The sequence below is a fragment of the Isoptericola sp. Y581 genome (assembly GCF_059445475.1).
The window spans coordinates 114,781-137,724 of record NZ_JCAIUK010000005.1 but is presented as its reverse complement, the minus strand read 5'-3'; the positions used below and the strand labels follow the sequence as shown (position 1 = coordinate 137,724).

Annotated in this window: 21 protein-coding genes and 1 pseudogene; 13 read left to right on the top strand and 9 right to left on the bottom strand. The window is 73.7% G+C overall.

The features are described from left to right. The first annotated feature begins 79 nt into the window (after positions 1-79). Positions 80-880 (top strand): transglycosylase family protein, encoded by an 801-nt coding sequence (locus tag AC1C2W_RS11090; protein ID WP_495388916.1) that lies wholly within the window; start codon positions 80-82, stop codon positions 878-880. Positions 881-914: 34 nt separating this feature from the next. On the opposite strand, the gene AC1C2W_RS11085 is transcribed toward AC1C2W_RS11090, so the two are convergent. The 3 genes from AC1C2W_RS11085 to AC1C2W_RS11075 are packed head-to-tail and all read right to left on the bottom strand — an operon-like array spanning position 915 to position 4,331. Continuing rightward, entirely contained in the window at positions 915-2,228 is a 1,314-nt protein-coding gene (locus AC1C2W_RS11085) for a M18 family aminopeptidase (RefSeq protein WP_495413123.1), read from the bottom strand. Between the two features lie 31 nt (positions 2,229-2,259). After that, positions 2,260-3,684 carry a hypothetical protein gene (locus AC1C2W_RS11080; protein ID WP_495413122.1) on the bottom strand — a complete coding sequence of 475 codons (1,425 nt, stop codon included), beginning with the start codon at positions 3,682-3,684 and terminating at the stop codon, positions 2,260-2,262. Next, on the bottom strand, positions 3,681-4,331 hold the full coding sequence (locus tag AC1C2W_RS11075) for a sigma-70 family RNA polymerase sigma factor (protein ID WP_495413121.1): 651 nt from the start codon (positions 4,329-4,331) through the stop codon (positions 3,681-3,683). Before AC1C2W_RS11075 ends, AC1C2W_RS11080 begins: the two co-directional genes overlap by 4 nt. 202 nt (positions 4,332-4,533) lie before the next feature. Between AC1C2W_RS11075 and AC1C2W_RS11070 the strand changes: the two genes are divergently transcribed. Then, positions 4,534-6,822 carry a sodium-translocating pyrophosphatase gene (locus tag AC1C2W_RS11070; protein WP_495388912.1) on the top strand — a complete coding sequence of 763 codons (2,289 nt, stop codon included), beginning with the start codon at positions 4,534-4,536 and terminating at the stop codon, positions 6,820-6,822. Between the two features lie 67 nt (positions 6,823-6,889). Here AC1C2W_RS11070 and AC1C2W_RS11065 read toward each other — a convergent pair whose 3' ends face one another. Next, complete coding sequence (locus tag AC1C2W_RS11065; protein WP_495388911.1) at positions 6,890-7,468, bottom strand: DinB family protein; 579 nt, start codon at positions 7,466-7,468, stop codon at positions 6,890-6,892. Positions 7,469-7,556: 88 nt separating this feature from the next. Here AC1C2W_RS11065 and AC1C2W_RS11060 point away from each other — a divergent pair, with 88 nt between their 5' ends. Both AC1C2W_RS11060 and AC1C2W_RS11055 read left to right on the top strand, forming a co-directional pair. Beyond that, the gene (locus AC1C2W_RS11060; RefSeq protein WP_495388910.1) at positions 7,557-7,934 is read left to right on the top strand and encodes an MmcQ/YjbR family DNA-binding protein; all 378 of its coding nucleotides are present in this window, start codon (positions 7,557-7,559) and stop codon (positions 7,932-7,934) included. Between the two features lie 147 nt (positions 7,935-8,081). Continuing rightward, complete coding sequence (locus AC1C2W_RS11055) at positions 8,082-10,739, top strand: M14 family zinc carboxypeptidase (protein ID WP_495413120.1); 2,658 nt, start codon at positions 8,082-8,084, stop codon at positions 10,737-10,739. Between the two features lie 6 nt (positions 10,740-10,745). On the opposite strand, the gene AC1C2W_RS11050 is transcribed toward AC1C2W_RS11055, so the two are convergent. Continuing rightward, entirely contained in the window at positions 10,746-11,612 is an 867-nt protein-coding gene (locus AC1C2W_RS11050; protein ID WP_495413119.1) for a hypothetical protein, read from the bottom strand. Here AC1C2W_RS11050 and AC1C2W_RS11045 point away from each other — a divergent pair. Continuing rightward, the gene (locus tag AC1C2W_RS11045) at positions 11,611-11,847 is read left to right on the top strand and encodes a hypothetical protein (protein ID WP_495413118.1); all 237 of its coding nucleotides are present in this window, start codon (positions 11,611-11,613) and stop codon (positions 11,845-11,847) included. The genes AC1C2W_RS11050 and AC1C2W_RS11045 overlap by 2 nt on opposite strands. A gap of 21 nt (positions 11,848-11,868) precedes the next feature. Here the strand turns inward: AC1C2W_RS11045 and AC1C2W_RS11040 are convergent, their stop codons facing one another. Beyond that, positions 11,869-12,411, bottom strand: a complete 543-nt coding sequence (locus AC1C2W_RS11040) for a DinB family protein (RefSeq protein WP_495388906.1) — start codon at positions 12,409-12,411, stop codon at positions 11,869-11,871. Positions 12,412-12,537: 126 nt separating this feature from the next. Between AC1C2W_RS11040 and AC1C2W_RS11035 the strand changes: the two genes are divergently transcribed. The 4 genes from AC1C2W_RS11035 to AC1C2W_RS11020 all read left to right on the top strand — a co-directional run bounded on the left by AC1C2W_RS11035 (position 12,538) and on the right by AC1C2W_RS11020 (position 16,020). Beyond that, complete coding sequence (locus AC1C2W_RS11035; protein WP_495388905.1) at positions 12,538-13,080, top strand: hypothetical protein; 543 nt, start codon at positions 12,538-12,540, stop codon at positions 13,078-13,080. A 51-nt stretch (positions 13,081-13,131) separates the two neighbouring features. Further along, on the top strand, positions 13,132-13,719 hold the full coding sequence (locus AC1C2W_RS11030; protein WP_495388904.1) for a hypothetical protein: 588 nt from the start codon (positions 13,132-13,134) through the stop codon (positions 13,717-13,719). Further along, positions 13,716-15,338: a DUF7059 domain-containing protein gene (locus AC1C2W_RS11025; RefSeq protein ID WP_495388903.1), complete on the top strand. Its 1,623-nt coding sequence runs from the start codon at positions 13,716-13,718 to the stop codon at positions 15,336-15,338. The genes AC1C2W_RS11030 and AC1C2W_RS11025 overlap by 4 nt, the downstream gene beginning before the upstream one ends. A 136-nt stretch (positions 15,339-15,474) precedes the next feature. After that, entirely contained in the window at positions 15,475-16,020 is a 546-nt protein-coding gene (locus AC1C2W_RS11020) for a hypothetical protein (protein WP_495388902.1), read from the top strand. Positions 16,021-16,102: 82 nt separating this feature from the next. Here the strand turns inward: AC1C2W_RS11020 and AC1C2W_RS11015 are convergent, their stop codons facing one another. Then, positions 16,103-16,324: a hypothetical protein gene (locus tag AC1C2W_RS11015; protein ID WP_495413117.1), complete on the bottom strand. Its 222-nt coding sequence runs from the start codon at positions 16,322-16,324 to the stop codon at positions 16,103-16,105. A gap of 296 nt (positions 16,325-16,620) precedes the next feature. Beyond that, positions 16,621-16,761, bottom strand: a pseudogene (locus AC1C2W_RS11010) (TetR family transcriptional regulator); the annotation flags it as partial. 121 nt (positions 16,762-16,882) lie between these two features. On the opposite strand from AC1C2W_RS11010, the gene AC1C2W_RS11005 reads away from it, so the two are divergent. Continuing rightward, positions 16,883-17,875 (top strand): phosphatase PAP2 family protein, encoded by a 993-nt coding sequence (locus tag AC1C2W_RS11005; RefSeq protein WP_495388900.1) that lies wholly within the window; start codon positions 16,883-16,885, stop codon positions 17,873-17,875. 112 nt (positions 17,876-17,987) lie between these two features. Next, on the top strand, positions 17,988-20,762 hold the full coding sequence (gene topA, locus AC1C2W_RS11000) for a type I DNA topoisomerase (protein ID WP_495413116.1): 2,775 nt from the start codon (positions 17,988-17,990) through the stop codon (positions 20,760-20,762). 244 nt (positions 20,763-21,006) lie between these two features. Here topA and AC1C2W_RS10995 read toward each other — a convergent pair whose 3' ends face one another. After that, on the bottom strand, positions 21,007-21,219 hold the full coding sequence (locus tag AC1C2W_RS10995) for a hypothetical protein (RefSeq protein WP_495388898.1): 213 nt from the start codon (positions 21,217-21,219) through the stop codon (positions 21,007-21,009). Between the two features lie 63 nt (positions 21,220-21,282). Between AC1C2W_RS10995 and AC1C2W_RS10990 the strand changes: the two genes are divergently transcribed. Both AC1C2W_RS10990 and AC1C2W_RS10985 read left to right on the top strand, forming a co-directional pair. Further along, a complete protein-coding gene (locus tag AC1C2W_RS10990; RefSeq protein WP_495413115.1) occupies positions 21,283-21,795 on the top strand; it encodes a MarR family winged helix-turn-helix transcriptional regulator in 513 nt (170 codons plus the stop codon). A gap of 4 nt (positions 21,796-21,799) precedes the next feature. Then, positions 21,800-22,864, top strand: a complete 1,065-nt coding sequence (locus tag AC1C2W_RS10985; protein ID WP_495413114.1) for a Gfo/Idh/MocA family protein — start codon at positions 21,800-21,802, stop codon at positions 22,862-22,864. The last annotated feature ends 80 nt before the right edge of the window (positions 22,865-22,944 follow it).

Genomic DNA, 22,944 nt, shown 5'->3' with positions numbered 1-22,944 from the left:
CACCCCGTTTCCGTGAAGAATGTGTGAGCGTTCCCGATCCGGCTTTGTTATCCGTTCGTGACATCGTTCCCTGGTACGCATGCCTCGAACCACCGCCCGTCGTTCCCTCGTGGCCGCAGTCGCCGGCGCGCTCGTCACCTCCGCCATGGTGGTGCCCGCCGCAGCGGCGTCGGCGACCCCCGCCCATGTGGCCGCCTCGACCTCGACCGCCGTCACCTCCTCGGTCCGCACCGCGAGCGCGGGCGGCGGCGTCCGCTGGGTCAAGTGGAACAAGGCGCCCCTGACCAAGACGCAGTCGAGCAAGTCCCGCACGGTCTCCCGGCCCGACGACGGCACCAGGCTGCGCGTCCTCGACCGCGGCACGTACCGGCTCAAGGTGCGCGCCGCCGGCGGCAAGGTCGGGTGGGTCTCCAAGAAGGCAGTGACGGCCGTCAAGCTGAAGGACGTCTCCGGCACCCGCTACTCGACCAAGCGTGTCGCGATGACCAAGGACATCAGCTCGGGGTCGAAGGTGGTCAAGCGGGTCCACCTGGGCACCAAGCTCACGGTGCTGGCCCGGACCACGGGCCGCGACGTCAACCGGGTCAAGGTGCGCGTGTCCGGCGGCAAGACCGGCTGGATCTCGACGAACCGGATCACCCAGCGCAACGTGTGGGGCAAGCTCGCCCGGTGCGAGTCCGGCGGTAACCCGCGCACCAACAGCGGCAACGGGTTCTACGGCCTGTACCAGTTCAGCGGCCGCACGTGGCGCTCCGTCGGCGGCAAGGGTCTGCCGCACCGCCACAGCAGCGCGGAGCAGACCAAGCGGGCGCAGATCCTGCAGGACCGCGCCGGCTGGGGTCAGTGGCCGCACTGCACCCGCAAGCTCGGCCTGCGCTGAGCACGACGTCCGCTGGTCGACGATCCCGCGGCGCTCAGCCGGCGAGCACGGCGCCCATCGCCCGCGACAGGTACCAGGGGTCGACGACGGCGGTGAGCTCGCGCGCCGAGTGCATCGACAGGATGGCCGCGCCGACGTCGACCACACGGATGCCGAGGCGCGTGGCGGTGATCGGGCCGGTGGTGGAGCCGCAGGGCACGGTGTTGTTCGAGACGAACTCCTGGCTCGGCACCCCGGCGGCCGCGCACGCGGCCTGCCAGCGGGCGGCGCCGTGCGCGTCCGTGGCGTAGCGCTGGTTCGCGTTGATCTTGAGGATCGGCCCGCCGCCCGCGTGCGGGTGGTTGGCCGGGTCGTGCCGCTCCGGGTAGTTGGGGTGCACGGCGTGCCCGACGTCGGACGACACGCACAGCGACGCGGCGAACGCGCGCGCCCGCTCGTCCTCGGTGGCACCGAGCCCGGCCGAGACGCGCCGCAGCACGTCCTCCAGGAACGGGCCGGCCGCGCCCGAGCGCGAGCCCGAGCCGATCTCCTCGTGGTCGAACGCCGCGACCACGCCGATGCCGGTGAGGTCCTCGGGCGCGACGCCCAGCAGCGCGGTGATCGCGGCGTGCGTCGAGAGCTGGTTGTCCAGCCGCGGCGACGCCCACAGCGCCTGGCCGATACCGAACGCCCGCGGCGGCTGCGTCTCGGCCAGCACGACGTCGTAGCCCAGGACGTCCGCGGCGTCGACGCCCGCGCCGTCGTCCGCCGTGGCGGCGAGCTCGGCGAGCACGTCGGCCTGCGAGACGTCGCCGAGCCCCACGACGGGCTGGGTGTGCCGCTGCTTGTCGAGCGTCAGGCCCTCGTTGGCCGACCGGTCCAGGTGGATCGCGAGCTGCGGGATGCGTGCGAACGGGCCGGTGCGCACCAGGTGCTCGATCGTCGAGCCCGAGCCGTCGGCCGTGACCACGCGCCCGGCGAGCTCCACCTCGCGGTCCAGCCACGAGTTGAGCAGCGGCCCCCCGTACACCTCGACGCCGGCCTGCACCCAGCCGTCGCGCCCGGTGGTGGGCTTCGGCTTCAGCTTGAAGCCCGTCGAGTCGGTGTGCGTGCCGAGGATCGTGAACGGCGTCGTCGCGCCCGCCGACGGCGGCAGCGCGAACGCGATCGCCGAGCCGTCGCGCACGACGACGTACCGGCCGCCGGGCACGACCTCCCACGCGGCCGTCTCGTCCAGCCGCACGAACCCGGCGGCCTCGGCGCGGCGGGCCACCTCCGCGGCGGCGTGGTACGAGGACGGCGAGGCGGTGACGAAGGCGCCGAGGTCCTCGGCGTGGGCGCGGGCGGCTGCAGGAACGACGTCGGGCATGAGGGTCATCTTTCCACGCCCGGGCGGGCGATCAGGAGTCGCCGCGGGGCGGGCCGAGGTAGCCGTCGACGAACTGCATCCACTGGCCGTCCTCGTCGATGGTCAGCCGCCACCCCTCGTAGTCGGGCCGCGACTCCGCGGACGCCTTCTCCGCCTCCTGCGCGGTGATCGCTCCGGCGTCGACGGCGTCCTGCCAGTCGTCGGTCGTCGCCTCGCAGGCGTCGCCGCTCATTCGCGGCCAGCTGTACGCCCGCTCGACACCGTCGTCTCCGACCGCCTCGATCACGCAGGGCATCGTCCCGGCCAGCAGCCGCGCAAGGATCGCGTAGACGTCCTGGTCCTGCTCGGCGCCGGGCAGCTCCAGGTGCTCGCGGGGCGGGTGCCCTCCCCAGTTGAGGTCGATGCGGCCGGATTCTTCGGCGATGGCGGTCAGGGTGTCGTCGTTGCACTCAAGAGCTGCCGTCAGCAGCGTGGAGGCCGTGCTGCGCGCCGGCTCCGGCACGTCGGACAGGTCTTGGACCGGCACGGTGAGCCCGGCGGCCGAGCAGTCGTCGCTGCCGAGGACGCCTCGGTCCTCGGGGACCACATGCAGCCCGTCCGCATCGAGGTCGACGTCGACCCACGACGGGGAGGCCACCACGGTGGGCCGAGTGAAGTCGTCCGACCACGCCACGCCGAAGGCGCGCACCTGGTAGCGGCCGTCGGGCAGGCGGTGCGGGTACGCGGTGCGGCCTTCTGCCTGCCCGTCCGGGGCGCAGGTCGTCGTCGGGGAGTCGGTGGCGGCGCGTTCGAGCGGGCCCGCCACGAGGTCGACAGGTGTCTCGGAGCGGTTCGTGCCGAGGTCGACGACTCGCCCGTCTTGCACCCACACCAGGCTGGGCCCGAGGAGAGCGGCGTCCGCCGGCACCGACCCGTCCACTCGGGTCGACGTCGTGATCGAGATCGTGCTCGCCCCTTCGCCGACCCCGGAGGCCGAGTAAGCGCCGCCGAGGTCGGTGCCGCTCGGCACGAGGGTCATGCGGTAGGTGTCCCCGCTGGCCGGTGCGACCTCGTCGGCAGCCATGCCGCACGTGAGCCCGGTGCCGGCCAACCATGCCGGCTGGTGACCGGCCTCCACGGGAGCGAAGGCCACGTCAGGATCGGCCTCGGCGCGGGACGTCGGCGTGGCGCTCGGAGACTTCGCCGGCCCGGGCAGCGGCTGCGGGGCGTCGGGCAGCAGCGCGGCGCCGCCGAGCACGAGGCCCGCGGCGACGACGAGCGTCGTGGCGCCGATCCCCGCCTGCTTGGCGGTGCGGCGCCGCCGCACCCGGGTGCGCACCGCTCCGAGCGCGCCCTCCAGCCCCGATGCCGCGGCGCCGACGCCCGCGAGCGTGTCGAGCTCGCGGCGCAGCGCCTCGTCGGTGCGGGAGTCCGCCCAATCGTCGCGCGCGTGGCTGCGTCCGTGGTCGGTGGTCATCGCACGGCCCTCCGCTCCGTCGTCGTGCCCGTCGTGCCCGTCGTGCCCGTCGTTCTCGTCGTCCTCGCCGGTCCTGGCGGCCTCAGGGCAGGGCCGACGATCCCGTCGTCCGGGACCCGCAGCACGTCCCGCAGGGTCGCGGTGGCGTCGGCCAGGTAGCGCTTGACCGTGCCCTGCGCGAGGCCGAGGGCCTCGGCCACCTGCGGCACGGTGAGGTCCTCGAGGTAGCGCAGGACGACGCACGCCCGCTCGCGCGGCGCGAGCCGCCCGAGCGCCGCGGCGACGTCGGCGCGCGCCGTCGCCCCGGACGCCGCACCGCGGACCCGGTCGTCCGTCGCCACCAGGTGCCGGGCCGACGCCCAGCGCTTCTTCCGCCGATGCTCGTCGAGGAAGAGCGTGAGGATCGCCCGCCGCACGTACGCCTCGCTCGTCCCGCCGCCTTCGAGCGGGTGCACGTCCGACCCGCCCGGCGCGCCGCCGGTCCGCTCGCCCGTGCCCCGCCGCAGCCGCGCGAACACCTTGACCAGGGCGTCCTGGACCAGGTCCTCCGCCAGCCGTTGGTCCCCGCACAGCACGTACGCGTACCCCACCAGGGCACGTCCTCGTGCCCGCGCGAGCTCGGCGAGCTCGTCCTCCCAGCGCGTCATGGTCGCCTCCCGTGCCGTCCTCACCCACCCAGACGCCCGGCGGGCGCGAACCGTTGGGTCGAGAACGGGTGGCGGTTCGTGACGGGCGTCACATATGGGTAGACTCCCCGACATCCCGCCGTCAACGGCGACGGCGGGACCTTTACCGACGGGCGGTCACCGCCGTCCCCGCCGGATCGAGGAAGCACGTCAAGGAGGACGGATGCTCACGTTCGGATCCAGCAGCATCACGATCGTCGCGGTGATCGGGGTGATCGGGCTGGCCGCCCTGGTGTGTGCGGCCGCCCTGCGTCGGCAGGTGCTCGCCGCCCCGGACGGCACACCCGGGATGCAGGAGATCGGCCGCGCGGTGCAGGAGGGCGCGTCCGCGTACCTGAGCCGGCAGTTCCGCACCCTCGCCCTGTTCGCCGTCGTGGTGTTCGCGCTGCTGTTCCTGCTGCCCGGGGACGGCGGGGTGCGGGTCGGTCGCTCGATCGCGTTCCTCGTGGGCGCCGGGTTCTCCGCCGCGATCGGCTACCTGGGCATGTGGCTCGCCGTGCGCGCCAACGTGCGCGTGGCCGCGGCCGCCACCCGCAAGGACGGGCGGGCCGAGGGCGCGCGGATCGCGTTCCGCACCGGCGGCGTCGTCGGCATGTCGGTGGTGGGGCTGGGCCTGGTGGGCGCGGCCCTCGTGGTGCTCGTCTACCGGACGGAAGCGCCCGCCGTGCTCGAGGGCTTCGGCTTCGGCGCCGCGCTGCTGGCCATGTTCATGCGTGTCGGTGGCGGCATCTTCACCAAGGCGGCCGACGTCGGTGCCGACCTCGTGGGCAAGGTCGAGCAGGGCATCCCCGAGGACGACCCGCGCAACGCCGCCACGATCGCCGACAACGTGGGCGACAACGTGGGCGACTGCGCGGGCATGGCCGCCGACCTGTTCGAGTCGTACGCCGTCACGCTCGTCGCGGCGCTCATCCTCGGCAAGGCCGTGATGGGCGAGCAGGGCCTCGTCTTCCCGCTGATCGTCACCGCCGTCGGCGCCTTCGTCGCGCTGCTGGGCGTGCTGGTCACCCGGGTGCGCGGCAGCGAGAACGGGCTCAAGGCCATCAACCGGGGCTTCTACCTGTCCGCCCTGGTCGGCGCACTGCTGGCCGCCGTGGCGGCCTTCCTCTACCTGCCGTCCTCGTTCGCCGAGCTCACGGGCACCGCGGAGCTCGGTGACGTCACGTCCGACCCCCGGGTCGTCGCGTCCCTCGCCGTGGTGATCGGCGTCGTCCTCGCCGGGATCATCCTGTGGATCACCGGCTACTTCACGGGCACGACGTCGAAGCCGACGCTGCACGTCGCGGCCACGTCGCGCACCGGCGCCGCCACCGTCGTCCTGTCGGGCATCGGCGTGGGCTTCGAGTCGGCCGTCTACACGGCGGGCGTCATCGCGGCCGCGATCTGCGGCGTCTTCCTGCTCGCGGGCGGCTCGATCTGGCTCTCGCTCTTCCTCGTGGCGCTCGCCGGCTGCGGGCTGCTCACCACCGTCGGCGTCATCGTCGCGATGGACACGTTCGGGCCCGTGAGCGACAACGCCCAGGGGATCGCCGAGATGTCGGGCGAGATCGACGGCGAGGCGGCGCAGATCCTCACCGACCTCGACGCGGTCGGCAACACCACCAAGGCCATCACCAAGGGCATCGCGATCGCCACGGCCGTCCTCGCGGCCACCGCGCTCTTCGGCGCCTACGCGGACGCCGTGGCGGGGGCGCTGAGCGAGGTCAAGGAGGTCGGCGCGGGGCTGGTGCCCGCGATGCTCAGCTTCGAGATCGTCTCGCCGGTCACCCTCGTGGGCGTGATCCTTGGCGCGGCCACCGTGTTCCTCTTCTCCGGCCTCGCGATCGATGCCGTGACCCGCGCCGCCGGGGCGATCGTCTTCGAGGTGCGCCGCCAGTTCCGCGAGCACCCCGGCATCATGACGTTCGACGAGCGGCCCGAGTACGGCAAGGTCGTCGACATCTGCACCCGGGACTCGCTGCGCGAGCTCGTGACGCCCGGCCTGCTGGCCGCGTTCGCGCCGATCGCCGTCGGCTTCGGCCTCGGCGTCGGCCCGCTCGCCGGCTTCCTCGCCGGGGCGATCGGGGCCGGCGTGCTGATGGCCGTCTTCCTCGCCAACTCCGGCGGGGCGTGGGACAACGCGAAGAAGATCGTCGAGGACGGTGCCTTCGGCGGCAAGGGCTCGGAAGCGCACGCCGCCACCGTGATCGGCGACACCGTGGGCGACCCGTTCAAGGACACCGCCGGCCCCGCGATCAACCCGCTCATCAAGGTGATGAACCTGGTGTCCCTGCTCATCGCGCCCGCCGTGGTGATGCTGAGCGTGCCCGCCGACGCCAACCAGGTGCTGCGCATCGCCATCGCCGTCGCCGCGGCGGCCGTGGCGTTCGGGGCCGTCATCATGTCCCGGCTGCGCGCCGCGCGCGTCGACCGGGAGCAGGCGGACGAGGTCGCCAGCATCCCCGCGAGGTGATGCCCCGCCGGTTGAGCCTGTCGAAACCAGCGACCGGTTTCGACGGGCTCAACCTGCCGCTGATGGGCTACTGGCCGGTGCGGCCGTCGATGCACTCGCGCAGCAGATCGGCGTGGCCCAGGTGGCGGGCGTACTCCTCGACCAGGTGCTCGAGGACGTCGCGGACGGGGACCTGCTCGCCGTCGCGCTCGACCTCGCGGCCCATGTTGGCGTCGGTCTGGGTGGCGAGCCAGGCGTCCGCGGCGGCGGTCTCGCGGCGCCAGGCGGCCCATGCCTCGTCGACGACGGCGGGGTCGGCGACGGCGAGGTCGAAGTCCGCGTCCGGGCCGCCGTCGGCGACGTAGAGCTTCGGCAGCTGCGGCTGGCCCTGCAGCACGCGGCGGAACCAGGAGTGCTCCACCTTCGTCAGGTGGCGCACCAGCCCCAGCAGGGACAGGGTCGACGGCGGCACGGAGCGCCGGGCGAGCTGTTCCGCGTCCAGGCCGTCGCACTTGAGTTCGAGGGTGGCGCGGTAGATGCGCAGGTAGGACCAGTGGGTCTGCAGCTCGCCGACCGGGTCGGCCCACTGCTCGCGCGGGTCGTCCTCCGGGTCAACCCACATGTCGGGGAATCGGCGCGTCTCGGGGGTGCTCGCGGGGTCTGTCATGCCGTTATCCGACCCCGCCCACCGCGAGCATGCAAGGGAATTCGGCGGAGCGTCGACCGGGGGAGTCGGCTTCGGCTAGCGTCGCGGTGTGCCCGACGACGAGGTCGACCCGCTGGAGCGCGTGCGCGCGCTGTGCCTCGCGCTGCCCGAGGCCACCGAGCGGCTGAGCCACGGCGAGCCCACCTGGTTCGTGGGGCGGTCGTTCGTCATGTACTCCGACCACCACCACGGCGGTCCGCTGGCCGCCTGGTGCGCGGCCGCGCCGGGGGTGCTCGAGGAGCAGACGGAGAGGGAGCCGGAGCGGTTCTTCCGACCGCCGTACGTGGGCGTGCGCGGGTGGCTCGGCGTCCGGCTCGACCGCGACGTCGACTGGGGCGAGATGGCGGGGATCGTCGCAGACGCCTACCGGCAGGTGGCGCCCGCACGCCTCGTCGCAGCGCTCGACGAGGCCGCCGGGCGGTCGTGACGCCCCGCGGCGGGCTCCGGTGAAATCTTTGTCTCTGGCCGTGCCGAGCCGCCTCCGGCGCGTCATGCTGGGGCGCGGGTCGGTGCTTCGGCGCGAGCCCACGGTGGGACGACGGAGTCCGCGCCGACGACGAGGAGAAGGAGACCCATGAAGCTCCCACGCACCGTCGCGGTGCTCAGCACCCTCACTCTCGCGGCGACGGCCTTCACCGGCGCCGCCGCGGCCGACAACCGCCCCGACCGTCCCGGTCGCGGGCCGGAGCAGGACGCGACGACGGCGGGCGCGGCGTCGTTCGCCGAGCTGGCGCGCGCCGCGCAGCAGACGGGGCAGCCGTCCGGGCAGGGCCACGGCGGCACGACGGGCGGCGCGATCGGCGTGCCCCGCGCCTACCCGTCCCAGCCCGACCTCACGGTGTTCCCGCCGAACGACGACGACGCCACCGACCTCAACGGCACCATCAGCCACGCCGACATCGCCCCCCGGCTGACGGACCTCATGGCCGCGAGCGACCGGGTGTCGACGCAGGTGGTCGGGCAGTCCACCGCCGGGCGCGACCTGTACCTGGTGACGCTGACCGAGCCGGAGTCGCGCAAGGAGACCGCACAGCAGACCCGGTGGCGCGAGGAGATCCGCACCGCGCCGGACCGGGCGGCCCGCGACCACCGGCTCGAGCAGGGCTACAAGACGCCGCTGTGGATCAGCGCGAACATCCACGGCAACGAGTGGGAGGGGACCGACGCCGCGATGCAGGTCATCGAGGATCTCGCGACGTCCGACGACGCCGACGTGGCCGACCTGCTCGACGACCACCGCCTGTACTTCTCGCTGACGCTGAACCCCGACGGGCGGACGATCGGCCAGCGCGCCACGAGCCTGCGCCTCGACGCCAACCGGGACATGATCACCGGGGCGACGCCGGAGTCCCGGTCATTCGTCGCGACGGCGCAGGCGCTGCAGCCGCTCTACGCGGCGGACTTCCACGGGTACACCGATGTGCTGCAGGTGGAGCCGTGCGGGCCGCCGCACGGCCAGAACTACGAGTACGACCTTTTCATCCCGCACGGCTACGCGCTCGCGCGGCAGGTGGAGGACGACGTTGTCGCCGCGGAGATCCCCGGCAACACGTACTACGACCCGGCCACCGACGAGGCGGTCGACGAGAACACCGGGTTCATCAAGATCCCGTACCGCGACACGCCGTCGGGCTGGGACGACTACCCGCCGATCTTCACCGCCCAGTACGCGGCGTTCCACGGCGCCACCACCAGCACGGTCGAGCTGCCGAAGGGCCGCACCGGCCCGACGACCACGCCCGAGGACGCCGTCATCAACACCGCCGTGGCGAAGCGGACCATGACGTCGATGATCGGCTACGTCGCGGAGCACGACGACGCGATGCTCGCCGACCAGATCGAGGTGTTCCGACGCGGCGTCGCCGGGGGGCCGAAGGCCGCCCTCACGGCCGAGGACGTCGCCGCCGTGCCCGGGCCGGACGAGTGGAAGCAGCACTGGGACGTCGCGGACGACCAGGACCCGGTGGACCTGCCCCGCGCCTACGTGATCCCGGCCGGCGACGGGCAGCGTTCCGCCGCCGACGCCGAGGCGCTGGTGGACCAGCTGCTGTTCCACGGCGTCGAGGTCGGCACGCTGACGCGCGCGACGCGCGTCGACGGCACCACGTACCCGAGGGGCTCGTTCGTCGTCGACCTGCACCAGCCGCTGCGCGGTCTGGCGAACGCGATGCTCGACGTGGGCACCGACATCTCCGACAAGGTGCCGTCGATGTACGACATCTCGGCGTGGAGCCTGTCGTCGCTGTGGGGCGCGACGGTCGACCGCGTGGGCTCGACCACCGACCGGGCGATCCGCGGCGTGGTGGCGCTGCGGGGGGAGCCGTCGGACGGCGGGCTGCCGCGCGGCGCGGGGTACGTGGCGTTCGACGTCGCGGGCGTCGAGGACTACCGGGCGCTCAACGCGCTGCTCGAGGACGACGCGCCCGCCTGGTTGCTCGACGACGGCCGCGCGGTGGTGGGGCCGAAGGGCCTGCGCGCGGCGCGGGAGGCGGCCGAGGAGCACGACGTCCCGTTCGAGCGGGCGTCCCGGCACGACGTCGCGGCGCTCGACGACGCGACGGAGCTCGACGACCTCACGGTCGCGTACGCGGGCGGCCAGGACGACCTGCTCTCCCTCACCGAGCTCGGCTTCGACGACCTGGTCCGCGTGACGGCCGAGGGCATCGAGGCCGGCGCCGGCACCGACAGCACCGGGCTGGAGGGCGCGGACGTGCTGTGGGTCGGCACGTCGCTGAACCTGCCGGCGGGCGGCGCGGGCCGCGCCGCCGTGCAGGACTGGGTGGACGACGGCGGCTCCGTCGTCGGGCGCACCGCCGCGGCGTTCGCCGTCGCCGCGGCGTACGGGCTGGTCGAGGGCGCGGCCGTGAGCGGCAACCGGGCGGGCAACGGGATCGTCGACGTCGACACCCCGCGCTCCTCGTTGCTCGCCGCGCACCCCCAGGACGAGTCCTTCGTCTACCCGGCGACGTGGTTCACCGACCTCGGCGAGGGCACCACGGTGGAGCAGACCTACGACCGCGAGCAGCCGTTCCTCGCCGGCCACTGGGCGCCGTCGGGCTCGGGGGCGGACGGGCCGGACGCCGCGGCCGGGCAGGCGGCCGTCGTGTCGGGCGAGGCCGGGTCCGGGGCGCGCGCCGTGGTGTTCGGCACCTCGGTGTTCTTCCGCACCCACCCCAAGGGCGGCATGGGCCAGGCCGCGCAGGCCCTCTTCTGGGCGACGTCCGGCGATTGAGCCTGGTCAGCCGGCGTCGCGGCCGCGGCGCGTCGCCGCGGCCGCGACGCCGAACCCGACGCTCAGCACGGCCGCGATGCCGAAGGCCCACCAGAGCTGGGTGCGCAGCGGCACGACCAGGGCGTCGGCGGCCGCGTCGAGCAGCTGTTGCCCGGACGACCCGAAGTCCAGCCCGCCGAGCCCGAGCTCCACCGCCACCGGGACGAGCAGCTGGAGCAGCAGCATCGCGACGGCGACGAGCCCGGCGGTGACGGCGGCGGTCCGCAGGCGGCGCCCCGGCCTGGCGACCAGCACGGCCGCCGCGGCGAGGACGAGGAGGGCGGGCACCAGCCAGGGCGTCACCCGGTCGAGCAGGCCGACCGCCTCCTGCGCGGCGCGGAGGTTGGCCGAGTCGTAGATCACGATCTCGCTCCCTGTGCTCGCGAAGCCCTCGGAGACGGGCAGCCCGCGGTCGCGCAGCGCCTGCGCGATGCGCTCCAGGAACGGGTCGAGCGGCACGGTCACCACGCCCTGGGAGGCGTCGACCACAGCGCCCTCGTCGCGGAGCAGGGTCACGGCGGCGACATGCCCCTGCCGGTTCGCCTCCGTCCAGACCGACGGGAACGAGTCCGACCGCACGAAGAGCTCGGCGACCTCGCCGACGACCGGACGGATTGCCGCGGAGAGAGCCCCCGAGTCGACCTGGTCGGTGACCGCGCGGGTCAACGCCTCGGCGACGGCGTCCTGCACGACGAACTTCGACCCCAGCGGCGCCGTCGCACGCACGTAGGCGTCGGTGTCCAGCACGGTGTTCTCCACGTACCGCGCCGGCACGGTGACGACCGCCGCGAGCACGGCGAGCAGGACCAGGACGCCGCTGAGGAAGCTCCGCATGATGGGCACGCTACGCGGCGCGGCCGGTGGCCATCACCGCGCCGAGCCCGGCGCCGTCGTCGACGGCGGCGCGCCCGTGGACGCGGTCCAGGAGACCTTGTCCCGCATCAACGAGGTCGCCGACGAGAGCCGTCGCCGCATGCTCGAGCACTTCCCTGAATCAGATGTCGACGCCCTTCGCGCGCTTCTGCAACGGCTGATCGAGGCGGTGAAGCAAGCCGACGACACCGCCTGAACCGTCGACGGCCCGCCCAGACTAGAGGCCGGTGCGGCCGTCGACGCACTCGCGGAGCAGGTCCACGTGACCCATGTGGCGGGCGTACTCCTCGAGCACGTGCAGCAGCACGTCGCGCGCCTCGACGGTGCCGCCGTCGTAGGGCACCTCGCGGTTCATGTCCTCGCCGGTAAACCAGTTGTCGGCGACCTCGACCGCCGCGTGCCAGGCCTGCCACGCCTCGTCGACGCAGGTCGCGTCGGGCAGCGCGCCGTCGAAGTCGACGTCGGGGTAGCCCGGCAGCTCGAACGGGCCGCGCTCGGGGTGGCCCTGCAGCACCCGTCGGAACCAGTGGTGCTCGACGTTCGCGAGGTGCCGCACCAGGCCCAGCAGCGAGAGCGTGGACGGCGGCACGGCACGGCGGGCGAGCTGGGAGGCGTCGAGGCCCTCGCACTTCATGACCAGCGTCATGCGGTAGCGACACAGGTATTCCCAGAGGGTTTCCTTCTCGCCCACCGGGTCCACGCCTGACGCACGGGGGTCATGGTCGGGATGCACCCAGAGGCCGGGCGTGGTAGAGGTCACGCGCGTAATCTGTACGAACGGTCGCCCTGGGTCAAGCGGCGCCCGGTGACCTGCGTCGATGTGCCGTGGTTCCAGGTGCTGCCGGTACCCTTCGCGGACATGAGGGCCAGCAGGACACGAGCTCGCGTGCGACGCACCCGTCGCGGTCTGATGCGGCCGGTGGAAGGGGCGTGGCGTCGTCGGTCGACCCTGGGTGCGGCGGGCGCGGTGGCGCTGATGGCGGGCATCTGCGCGGGGTTCGCGTCCGGCCTCGTGTCGGGGACGGATGGGCCCGCGCCGCCCGAGGCCGCGTCCGGCCCTGCCGACGAGTGCACGGTGGTCCAGGGGGCCTGGTCGCGCTCCGCGACCCTCCAGCTGGGGATGTCGGCGGAGGACCCCGCCACGCTGCGCCGCGGCTTCGTCGGGGCGCGCGACGCCCTCGCGGAGGCGAGCCCCCCGGAGGCGATCGCGGACGACTGGCAGGTCGTCCGGACCTACGTGGGCGCCGTGGCGGGCGAGGTCGAGGGCGCGGACGAGGGCGAGGCGGCGTCGGTGGTGGCGGAAACCCTGGCCGACCTCGACACCGCGGCGATGACGGCGGCGTCGAACCGGGTCACGACGTTCCTCAAGAACGGCTGCGCCGATGCGGACGACACGGCCGACGACGCGACCGACGAACCTGCTGATTGAGCTTGCGAGGCCAGATTTCCGCGCGCGCGAGCGGTGGTTCACCATAGGTGGATGCGCCGAGCCCGCCCCGTGTCCCGTCATCTCCCGGTCGTCGTCGTGGGGATGCTCCTGACGGGCGCCGTGCTGGCGGGGTGCAGCCAGGCCGGTGACGGCGGCGCGGAGCCCGTCGCCGAGCCCGCCCCGGCGGTGACGATCCCCGGTGACCTGCGGATGGGCGTCGAGGGCGAGCCGTCGCGCTCGGCGCCGAAGTCGGAGCCGAGCGCGTCCCCGGCACCGAGCGCGGAGGACGACGCGGTGGACGCGGAGCAGTGCTCGGCGCTGCAGCAGGCGTGGGCGTCGACCAACCGCGCGCTGGTCGACCTCAGCCCCGAGCACCCGCGCGCGCTGGTGCAGAGCTTCCGCACCGGGGAGCGCGCGATGACGTCGGTGGAGCCGCCCGCGGACGTCGCGTCCGCGTGGGGCGCCATGTCCGACTACCTCGGCAGCGCGGTGACGGCGTTCGAGGACGTGGACGAGGACGATGCGAACGCGGTGAGCTCCGCGATGGCCAAGGCGATCGGCGCCGACGACACGGCGGCCGCGACCACGGCGGCCAAGGACGTCACGAGCTTCCTCTCGACGTCCTGCGCGGACCGATGAGCGGCTCGCCGTCGGCCTCGGCGCCCGTGCCCGGCAGCGCCGCCGGCGTCGCCCCGCTCGTCGACGCGCTGCGCTCGGACCTCGACGCGGCGGCCTACACCGTCGACGGCGTCCGCGAGGCGCTGGGCGGCGTCGCGTCGGCGGCGCTGGACCGCGAGCAGACCGTGCCCGCCCGCCGGGCACTGGCGGCCCTCGGCGCGGAGCTGGAGCCCCGCGCCGTGCTGGCCCGGCTGTTCCTGCTCGGCGACGAGGTCCCGCGAGCGGCCCTCGATCGCGCGCTGCCAGGCCTCGGGGCGGACGGGGCCCGGCGCCTCGGCCTCGTGGGAACCGCGGGGGAGGGCGCCGACGACGCCGTGCGTGCCGCCTCTGACCTGCGCCCGTACGCGGCCGTCGACGCCGGCGGCGAGGCGTCGTGGTGGCTGGCCAGCGACCTCGCCGAGCTGGCCACGGGCGGCCGGCTCGCCACCGACCACGTGCTGGGCACGGGTGGCGCCTCGACCACCCTCGCGCAGGTGACGATCCGCAACCCCGTGGACCGCGTGCTCGACCTCGGTACCGGCTCCGGCATCCAGGCGCTGCACGCCACGCGCCACTCCCGCCGCGTGGTGGGCACGGACCTCTCCCGGCGGGCGCTGGGCTTCGCCCGGTTCAACCTTGCGCTCAACACGCCGTCGGCCGACGTCGAGCTGCGGCACGGCTCCCTGCTGGAGCCCGTGGCCGACGACCGCTTCGACCTGGTGGTGTCCAACCCGCCGTTCGTCATCACGCCGCACGCGGGCGCGGCGGGCGCCGCCCTGGCGCAGGCGCTGGGCGACTACGAGTACCGCGACGGCGGCCGGTCGGGCGACGACCTGGTGCGCGACCTCGTGCGGGAGGTGGGCCAGGTGCTCGCCCCGGGCGGCGTCGCGCAGCTCCTCGGCAACTGGGAGCACCGCCGCGGCGAGGGCTGGGCGGAGCGGGTGGGCGCCTGGCTCGACGCGTCGGGCCTGGACGGCTGGGTGATCCAGCGCGAGGTGCTCGACCCCGCCGAGTACGCGGAGACGTGGATCCGCGACGGCGGCACCACCGTGGAGCGGGAGCCCGCCGCCTGGGCCGCCGCGTACGGGGCGTGGCTCGACGACTTCGCCTCCCGCGACGTCGAGGCCGTCGGCTTCGGCATCGTCACCCTGCGGCGCCCGTCCGAGGGCCCCGCCGAGGGCACGCGCCCGACGCTGCGCCGCCTGGAGGAGCACACCGGGTCGGTGCGCCAGCCGCTGGGCGCGCACCTCGCGGCGTCGCTGGCCGCGCACGACTGGCTCGCCGCCCGCGACGACGCCGCGCTCGCGGGCGCGCACCTCGTGATGGCCGACGACGTCACCGAGGAGCGGTTCCACACGCCGGGCCAGGGCGACCCGAACGTCGTCGTGATCCGGCAGGGCGACGGGCTGGGCCGCGGGGTGCAGGCCTCGACCGGGCTCGCCGCGTTCGTCGGCGTGTGCGACGGAGAGCTCGCCGTCGGGCAGATCGTCGGGGCGCTGTCCGCACTGCTGGACGTGCCGACCGACGACCTGCGGGCCGATCTGCTGCCCGCCGTCCGCGGCCTGGTGCGCGACGGGTTCCTGCGCCCTATCGCCGGTTGAGCTCGTCGAATCCGTCGACCTGACCCGTCGACCTGACTCGTCGACCTGACTCGTCGACCTGGTTTCGACAAGCTCAACCAGCGGGGTTGGTTCGTCCCTTCGACACGATCGGGACTCGTCCGTCACCATGGGTGGTATGCGCAACCGACAGACCATCTCCCGGGCCACCGCCGTGGCCGCGAGCGCCCTGATCGCCTTCAGCCTGGCTGCATGCAGCGGCTCGGGCTCCGACGGCGACGCCGGCGCCTCCGCCGACGAGTCGGCCCCTGCGGAGTCGGCCACCGAGGAGACGCCCAGCGAGGAGTCGCCCACCGAGGATGCGCCGGCCGAGGACGACGCGGCCACCGGCGGCGACGTCTGCTCCGCCGTCCAGGTCCTCACCGAGACGTCGTCCGCGCTGGGCGACGTGGACCCGACGAACTTGGACCCCACGATCGACCAGCTCGAGGAGCTGACCGGCACGCTCGAGGGCGTGAGTGAGCCGCCCGCCGAGATCGCGGACGACTGGGGGACCCTCACGACGGCGTTCCGCACCGCGACCGACGCGCTCGGCAAGGCGGTGGCGGACCCCGAGGCCGCCGACGCGCAGTCGAACATCGCCGACGCGATGACCGCCATGACGGACGAGTCCTTCCAGGAGGCCGGGCAGGCGGTCGGCACGTACACCGCGGAGAACTGCTGACCTCACCGTTACCTGATACCGGCCTGGCCGCGTGGCGAGACGTTCTTCCAGCCGGTGGGCGAGATCCTCGACGCCTACGACCTCACGCTGGTGACGAGCTGACGGGGACGGCGCGCGGGGCGTCCGGCCCGGCGAGGGCGGACGCAAGGTGCGCCTCGATCGCGAACGCGGTGTCCTCGGCGAGATCGACGGCGTCGGGGTCGAGCAGCCACTGCACCTGCAGGCCGTCCATGACGCCGACGACGGCGCTGGCGGCGCGGCGCGCGGGGGCCTCGTCGAGCGGGGTGCCGCGTTCCTCGGCCACCTGGAGGAAGGCGGTGGTGATCTCTGCCCGCAGGACGGCGAAGCGCTCGGTGACCCAGGGGCGGCGGGGTGGCCGTCGGTCACGGACTCGCCGGTGAGCACGGCGTAGGCCTGGACGATGCCGCGGCGCTCGATGTTGAGGCGGGCCGTCGTCATGAGGTGGCGGAACAGGTCGAGGCCGCCGGGGATGTGCTTGCCCTCGAGGTGCTCGACGTCCACCCGGTCGCGGTACTCGAGCACTGCCCGCAGCAGCTTGTCCTTGCTGCCGAAGTGGTGGAGTACCCCCGCGTGCGTGATGCCCACCTGCTCGGCGACGTCCACGAGGGACCCCGCGTGGTAGCCCTTCGATCCGAACACGCGCGTCGCCGCGCCCAGGATCTCCTCGCGCCGTTCGGCGCGCGAGGGGCGGGGCCGTCGCGAGGGGCTGCCGTCTGCCATGGCGTCACGATACTGGGATGATCTCGGGCTACTGAGCCGTCAGTCGCCGGTGCCTCGCCCTGTACGGGAGGGGAGATGTCCCCACGTTCCGCGTACGTTTTCGTCACACCCGGTCGGTAGCGTGACCTCTGTGCTAGCCGACCCGCGCCCCGAGACGCCGCCGGTCCCCGACCCGGGGCCGACGGGCGTCGGCGCGCCCATCCTCCCGGTCGGCGCCTGGCGCGGGCCGGGGGCGGCCCCGCAGGCGCGCACAGCCCCCCGCGTGGTCGCCGGGGTCGTGGCGGTGCTGGCCGCGGTCGGCGTGTGGCTGACGTGGCGGCTGTTCGTCGCGACGCCCACCGGGCAGGCGGTCGACCAGCTCGCGTTCCGGGGCGCCGCCTATGGCCAGGGCCGGCTGTGGCAGGTCGCCGAGCCGGTGCTCGACGTCGTGTCCGTGGCGTTCGTCGTCGCGGGCGTGGCCGCCGCCGTGCTGGTCGCGGTGGCGCGGCGGCGCTGGGTGCTCGCCCTGCAGGTCGCGGTGCTGGTGGGCGGCGCCAACGTGACCACCCAGGTGCTCAAGCACGGGGTGCTCGGCCGCCCCGAGGTGCTGTCGGACTGGACCGGGGCGAATACGCTCCCCAGCGGGCACACCACGGTGGCCGCGTCGGTCTCCGTGGCGCTGCTGCTCGTCACGCCGCGCGTGTGGCGGCCGGTCGTCGCGGTGCTCGGCGCCGCCTACACGGGCGCCACCGGGGTCTCCACGCTGGTGGGCCAGTGGCACCGGCCGTCGGACGTCGTTGCGGCGGTGCTGGTCGTGCTCGCCTGGGGGGCGGCGGTGTGCGCCCTCACGCCGGCGTCGTCGACGGACGAGCCGCGGCGCGGCGGTGCGTCGTATGCCGCGCTCGGGTCGCACGTCGTGGCGGGCCTGCTGCTGCTTGCCTCGCTGGTGGCCGGCGTCGTCTCGGGCGCGACGCTCGTGGGCCTCGTCACGAAGGGCGACCCCGTGCCCCTCGCTCCCGACGTCACCGCGTACGCGGCGGGCGCCCTAGGCGTCCTCGCCGTGACCGGCGCCGCCTTCGCCGTCCTCCTCGTCCTGCGTCAGCTCACCGCGCAGCGTCGCCGCCCCCCTCGGTAGAGTGCCGCCCGTCGGCCCGTGACGGGGAGTGTCAAGCGGATGTCGTACCGTGACATGACCGGCCGGCTGCCAGCCGCCAGCACCGCTTTAGCAACAGGGAAAGCAGGAACGGATGCCCCAGCCACGCAAGCTCGTGATCGTCGAGTCGCCCACCAAGGCTCGCAAGATCCAGGGCTACCTCGGCGACGACTTCGAGGTCGAGGCGAGCGTCGGGCACATCCGCGACCTGCCGCAGCCGCGTGACCTGCCTGCGGACATGAAGAAGGGCCCGTACGGCAAGTTCGCCGTCGACGTCGACAACGGGTTCGACCCGTACTACGAGGTGCACGCGGACAAGAAGCAGAAGGTCCGCGAGCTGAAGAAGGCCCTCAAGGAGGCCGACGAGCTCTACCTCGCGACGGACGAGGACCGCGAGGGCGAGGCCATCGCGTGGCACCTGATCCAGGAGCTCAAGCCCAAGGTCCCCGTGAAGCGGATGGTCTTCCACGAGATCACCCGCGAGGCGATCCTGCGGGCGCTGGAGAACACGCGCGAGCTCGACACCGACCTGGTCGACGCGCAGGAGACCCGGCGCATCCTCGACCGTCTCTACGGCTACGAGGTGTCGCCCGTGCTGTGGCGCAAGGTGCGCCAGGGCCTGTCCGCGGGCCGCGTGCAGTCCGTCGCGACGCGGCTCGTGGTGGAGCGCGAGCGCGAGCGCATGGCGTTCGTCACCGCCGACTACTGGGACGTCTCCGGCCAGTTCGCCCCGACGACGGGGGACGACGCCGGGCAGGCGTTCCGCGCCCGGCTCTCCGGCCTGGCCGGCGAGCGCGTCGCCTCGGGCCGTGACTTCGACGACCGGGGCCGGCTCAAGGTCCGCACCGGGGTGACGCACCTCGACGAGGCGTCGGCGCGCGCCGTCGTCGAGGGGCTCGCGGACGCATCGTTCGCCGTCCGCTCGCTCGAGACCAAGCCGTACTCCCGCAAGCCCGCGGCGCCGTTCACCACCTCCACGATGCAGCAGGAGGCGGGGCGCAAGCTGCGCATGAGCTCGCGACAGGCGATGCGTACGGCGCAGTCGCTGTACGAGAACGGCTACATCACCTACATGCGGACCGACTCGCCGTCGCTGTCCTCGGAGGCGACGGACGCCGCCCGCCGGCAGGCGGCCGAGCTCTACGGGCCCGAGTACGTGCCCGGCGCTCCGCGGCTGTACACGTCCAAGAGCAAGGGCGCCCAGGAGGCGCACGAGGCCATCCGCCCCGCGGGCGACTCGTTCCGCACCCCCGCGCAGGTGGCGCGCGAGATCTCCGGCGACCAGTTCAAGCTGTACGAGCTGATCTGGAAGCGCACGGTGGCGTCGCAGATGGCGGACGCCAAGGGCTCCACCGCGTCGGTGCGCCTCGCGGCCACGCTGTCGGCCGCCGCCGGGGACCTCGCGGGCCGGGAGGCCGTCTTCTCCGCATCGGGCACGGTCATCACGTTCCGCGGCTTCCTCGCCGCGTACGAGGAGGGCACCGATGTCGCGGAGGGCGCGGACGCGTCCGCGAAGGAGGCCCGGCTGCCGCGCATGGCGGAGGGCGACCCGATGCGCGGGGACGGCCTCGCCGCAGAAGGGCACTCCACCTCGCCGCCCGCCCGCTACACGGAGGCGTCGCTGGTCAAGGCCCTCGAGGAGCGGGGCATCGGCCGCCCGTCCACCTACGCGGCCACCATCTCGACCGTCCAGGACCGCGGCTACGTGCGGACCAAGGGCCAGGCGCTGATCCCGACATGGCTGGCGTTCGCCGTCGTGCGGCTGCTGGAGGAGCACTTCCGCTGGCTCGTGGACTACGACTTCACGGCTGAGATGGAGGCCGACCTCGACCAGATCGCGTCGGGCAGCCGCGATCGCGTGGCCTGGCTGTCGCGGTTCTACTTCGGCGACGGCTCGGGCGAGAGCTCGGGCTCGGGCCTGCACGACCTGGTGGAGAACCTCGGCGAGATCGACCCGGTGGCGATCAACTCGGTCGAGATCGGCGAGGGCATCCGGGTGCGCGTGGGCCGGTACGGACCGTACGTGGAGGACCTGGGCGCTGAGGTCGAGGAGGGCCAGAACCCGCCGCGGGCGTCGATCCCGGAGGACGTCGCCCCCGACGAGCTCACCGTCGCCGCGGCGCGGGAGCTGCTGGCCGCGGGGGCCGATGACGGCAAGGAGCTCGGCGTCGACCCCGTGTCCGGCAACACGATCATCGCCAAGTCGGGCCGGTACGGGCCGTTCGTCACCGAGGTTCTGGACCTGCCGGAGATCGACCCGAACCTGTCGGCGGCGGCGCAGAAGAAGGCGAAGGCTGCCCAGCCGAAGCCGCGCACCGGGTCCCTGCTGAAGACCATGACGCTGGAGACGGTGACCCTTGAGGACGCCCTCAAGATCCTGTCGCTGCCGCGTGTGGTGGGCACCGACCCGGAGTCGGGCGACGAGATCACGGCGCAGAACGGCCGCTACGGGCCGTACCTGAAGAAGGGCACCGACTCGCGCACGCTCGCCTCGGAGGAGCAGCTCTTCACGATCACGCTGGACGAGGCGCTGAAGATCTACGCCGAGCCGAAGCGCGGCCGCGGCGCGCGGGCGGCGACCCCGCCGCTGCGCGAGCTGGGTGACGACCCGACCAGCGGCAAGCCGATCGTCGTCAAGGAGGGCCGCTTCGGCGCGTACGTCACCGACGGCGAGACGAACCGGACGCTGCCGCGCGACCTCACGCCGGAGAGCATCACGGCCGAGCGCGCGATCGAGCTCCTGGCCGAGAAGCGCGCGGCCGCACCGGCGAAGAAGCGCCGCACGACGACGACCGCCGCCAAGAAGCCCGCCGCCAAGAAGCCCGCCGCGAAGAAGCCCGCCGCGAAGAAGCCCGCCGCGAAGAAGTAGCCCCGCGTCGGTCGAGCCTTCCGCCCGCTGGTTGAGCCTTGCTCCTCGCTGGTTGAGCCTGTCGCCCGCCGGTCGAGCCTCCGCCCGCTGGTTGAGCCTTGCTCCTCGCTGGTTGAGCCTGTCGAAACCTGGTTTCGACAGGCTCAACCAGCGTTCTCGACAGGCTCAACCAGCGTTCTCGACAGGCTCAACCAGCGTTCTCGACAGGCTCAACCAGCGTTCGAGTGCTCAGCCGGCGACAGGATCAGCTCTCGCGCTCGACGAGGTACACGTGCCCGTCGGGCCGGGTGACGCGCTCCAGCGTGCGCCGCAGCTGGGTGTCCCGGGCGATGTCCTCCTCGGTGGGCGGGATCGGCGGGGTGCGGCGGATCGACGCCGGCCCGAAGAAAGGCAGGAAGCACTCGGTGACCCGCATCCCCCAGGTCCGGTCGTCGTCCTCGCGGCGTCGGCGTCCCATCAAACTCCTTGGTGTCCAAACACTTGGTGCACCAACTATAGGCAGAAATCGTAGGCTGTCCGCATGGACCTGCCCGTGGACCCGCTGCGCCTCGAGGCGCAGGTGTGCTTCTCCCTCTCGGCGGCGGCCCGCGCGATGGTTTCGATCTACCGGCCGATCCTGGAGCCGCTGGGCCTCACGCACCCGCAGTACCTCGTGATGCTCGGCCTGTGGCAGGACGACCGGGCGGGTACGACGACCACGGTCACCGGCCTGTCCACGCGGCTCCTGCTCGACCCCGGCACTCTGTCGCCGCTGCTCAAGCGGCTGGAGCGGCAGGGGCTGCTCGAGCGTCGGCGGGCCAGCGGGGACGCGCGCGTCGTCGAGCTGCACCTGACCGACGCGGGGCGCGGCCTCCGGGTCGATGCGGAGAAGGTGCCGGCCGCGGTGGCCGCGGCGAGCGGGCTGGACCTGGCCGAGCTGCAGCAGGTGCGGGCGGCGTCGGACCGCGTGGTCGCGGCGGCCCTCGCGCAGGGCCCGGACCTGCCGGGGCTCCCGGACGCTGCCGACGCCGGGGATCCCGTCCCATTACGGTGAGGGCATGACCGACGTCACGCCCGCCTCGTTCGCGCCCGCACTCACCCCCGACGACATCGCGGGCACCGTCCCGGACCCCCGGACGGCGCCGGCCGTGCGGTGGGGCGTGCTCGGCGCCGGCAACATCGCCGGGTCGTTCTCCGACGGGGTCCGCGAGCACACCGCAGCGTCGGTCGTGGCCGTCGGTTCCCGCGACCTCGCCAAGGCCGAGGGGTTCGCGGCGGCGCACGCGCCCGGCGCGCGGGCGCACGGCGACTACGAGTCGCTCGTGGCCGACCCGGAGGTCGACGTCGTGTACGTCGCGACCCCGCACTCGCACCACCACGAGCACGCGCTGCTCGCGATCCGCGCCGGCAAGCACGTGCTGGTGGAGAAGGCGTTCACGCAGGACGCCGCGCAGGCGCGCGAGGTGCTCGACGCCGCGCGCGAGGCCGGCGTCTTCGTCATGGAGGCGATGTGGACGCGCTTCCTGCCGCACGTCGCGGCCCTGCGCGGCGTGATCGCGCGCGGCGAGATCGGCCGCGTGATCAGCCTGATCGCCGACCACGGCCAGTTCTTCCCCCTTGACCCGGCGCACCGGCTCTACGCGCCCGGCCTCGCGGGCGGCGCGCTGCTGGACCTCGGCGTCTACCCCGTCTCGTTCGCCCACGACCTGCTCGGCGCCCCCGGGTCGGTCACCGCCGCCGGGGAGCTCACCGAGACGGGCGTGGACGGGCAGATCGGCATGGTGCTCGGCTACCCGGACAGGGTCCAAGCCCTGCTCTCGACGACGCTCTGGTCGCGCACCGCGAACACGGCCGTGATTGCGGGCACCGAGGGCCGCATCGAGGTGGCCCGCACGTTCTACGCCCCGACGTCGTTCACCGTGGAGCGGCACGACGGCGCCACCTGGGCCTACGACGGCTTCCGCGGCGAGGGCAAGCAGTACCAGGCCGCCGAGGTGGCGCGCCGTGTCGCGGCGGGCGAGACGCAGAGCCCGCGCATGTCCTGGGACGGCACGCTCGAGGTCATGGACACGCTCGACGCCGTGCGGCGCCAGGTGGGCATGGTCTACCCCGACGCTGGTTGAGCCTGTCGACACCGCTGGTTGAGCCTGTCGAAACCGCTGGTTGAGCCTGTCGAAACCGCTGGTTGAGCCTGTCGACACCG

Bases quoted from the DNA above. Each gene is read 5' to 3' on its own strand.
- AC1C2W_RS11090 (WP_495388916.1), top strand. From the start codon at position 80: ATGCCTCGAACCACCGCCCGTCGTTCCCTCGTGGCCGCAGTCGCCGGC.
- AC1C2W_RS11085 (WP_495413123.1), bottom strand. From the start codon at position 2,228: ATGCCCGACGTCGTTCCTGCAGCCGCCCGCGCCCACGCCGAGGACCTC.
- AC1C2W_RS11080 (WP_495413122.1), bottom strand. From the start codon at position 3,684: ATGACCACCGACCACGGACGCAGCCACGCGCGCGACGATTGGGCGGAC.
- AC1C2W_RS11075 (WP_495413121.1), bottom strand. From the start codon at position 4,331: ATGACGCGCTGGGAGGACGAGCTCGCCGAGCTCGCGCGGGCACGAGGA.
- AC1C2W_RS11070 (WP_495388912.1), top strand. From the start codon at position 4,534: ATGCTCACGTTCGGATCCAGCAGCATCACGATCGTCGCGGTGATCGGG.
- AC1C2W_RS11065 (WP_495388911.1), bottom strand. From the start codon at position 7,468: ATGACAGACCCCGCGAGCACCCCCGAGACGCGCCGATTCCCCGACATG.
- AC1C2W_RS11055 (WP_495413120.1), top strand. From the start codon at position 8,082: ATGAAGCTCCCACGCACCGTCGCGGTGCTCAGCACCCTCACTCTCGCG.
- AC1C2W_RS11045 (WP_495413118.1), top strand. From the start codon at position 11,611: ATGATGGGCACGCTACGCGGCGCGGCCGGTGGCCATCACCGCGCCGAG.
- AC1C2W_RS11050 (WP_495413119.1), bottom strand. From the start codon at position 11,612: ATGCGGAGCTTCCTCAGCGGCGTCCTGGTCCTGCTCGCCGTGCTCGCG.
- AC1C2W_RS11030 (WP_495388904.1), top strand. From the start codon at position 13,132: ATGCGCCGAGCCCGCCCCGTGTCCCGTCATCTCCCGGTCGTCGTCGTG.
- AC1C2W_RS11025 (WP_495388903.1), top strand. From the start codon at position 13,716: ATGAGCGGCTCGCCGTCGGCCTCGGCGCCCGTGCCCGGCAGCGCCGCC.
- AC1C2W_RS11020 (WP_495388902.1), top strand. From the start codon at position 15,475: ATGCGCAACCGACAGACCATCTCCCGGGCCACCGCCGTGGCCGCGAGC.
- topA (WP_495413116.1), top strand. From the start codon at position 17,988: ATGCCCCAGCCACGCAAGCTCGTGATCGTCGAGTCGCCCACCAAGGCT.
- AC1C2W_RS10995 (WP_495388898.1), bottom strand. From the start codon at position 21,219: ATGGGACGCCGACGCCGCGAGGACGACGACCGGACCTGGGGGATGCGG.
- AC1C2W_RS10990 (WP_495413115.1), top strand. From the start codon at position 21,283: ATGGACCTGCCCGTGGACCCGCTGCGCCTCGAGGCGCAGGTGTGCTTC.
- AC1C2W_RS10985 (WP_495413114.1), top strand. From the start codon at position 21,800: ATGACCGACGTCACGCCCGCCTCGTTCGCGCCCGCACTCACCCCCGAC.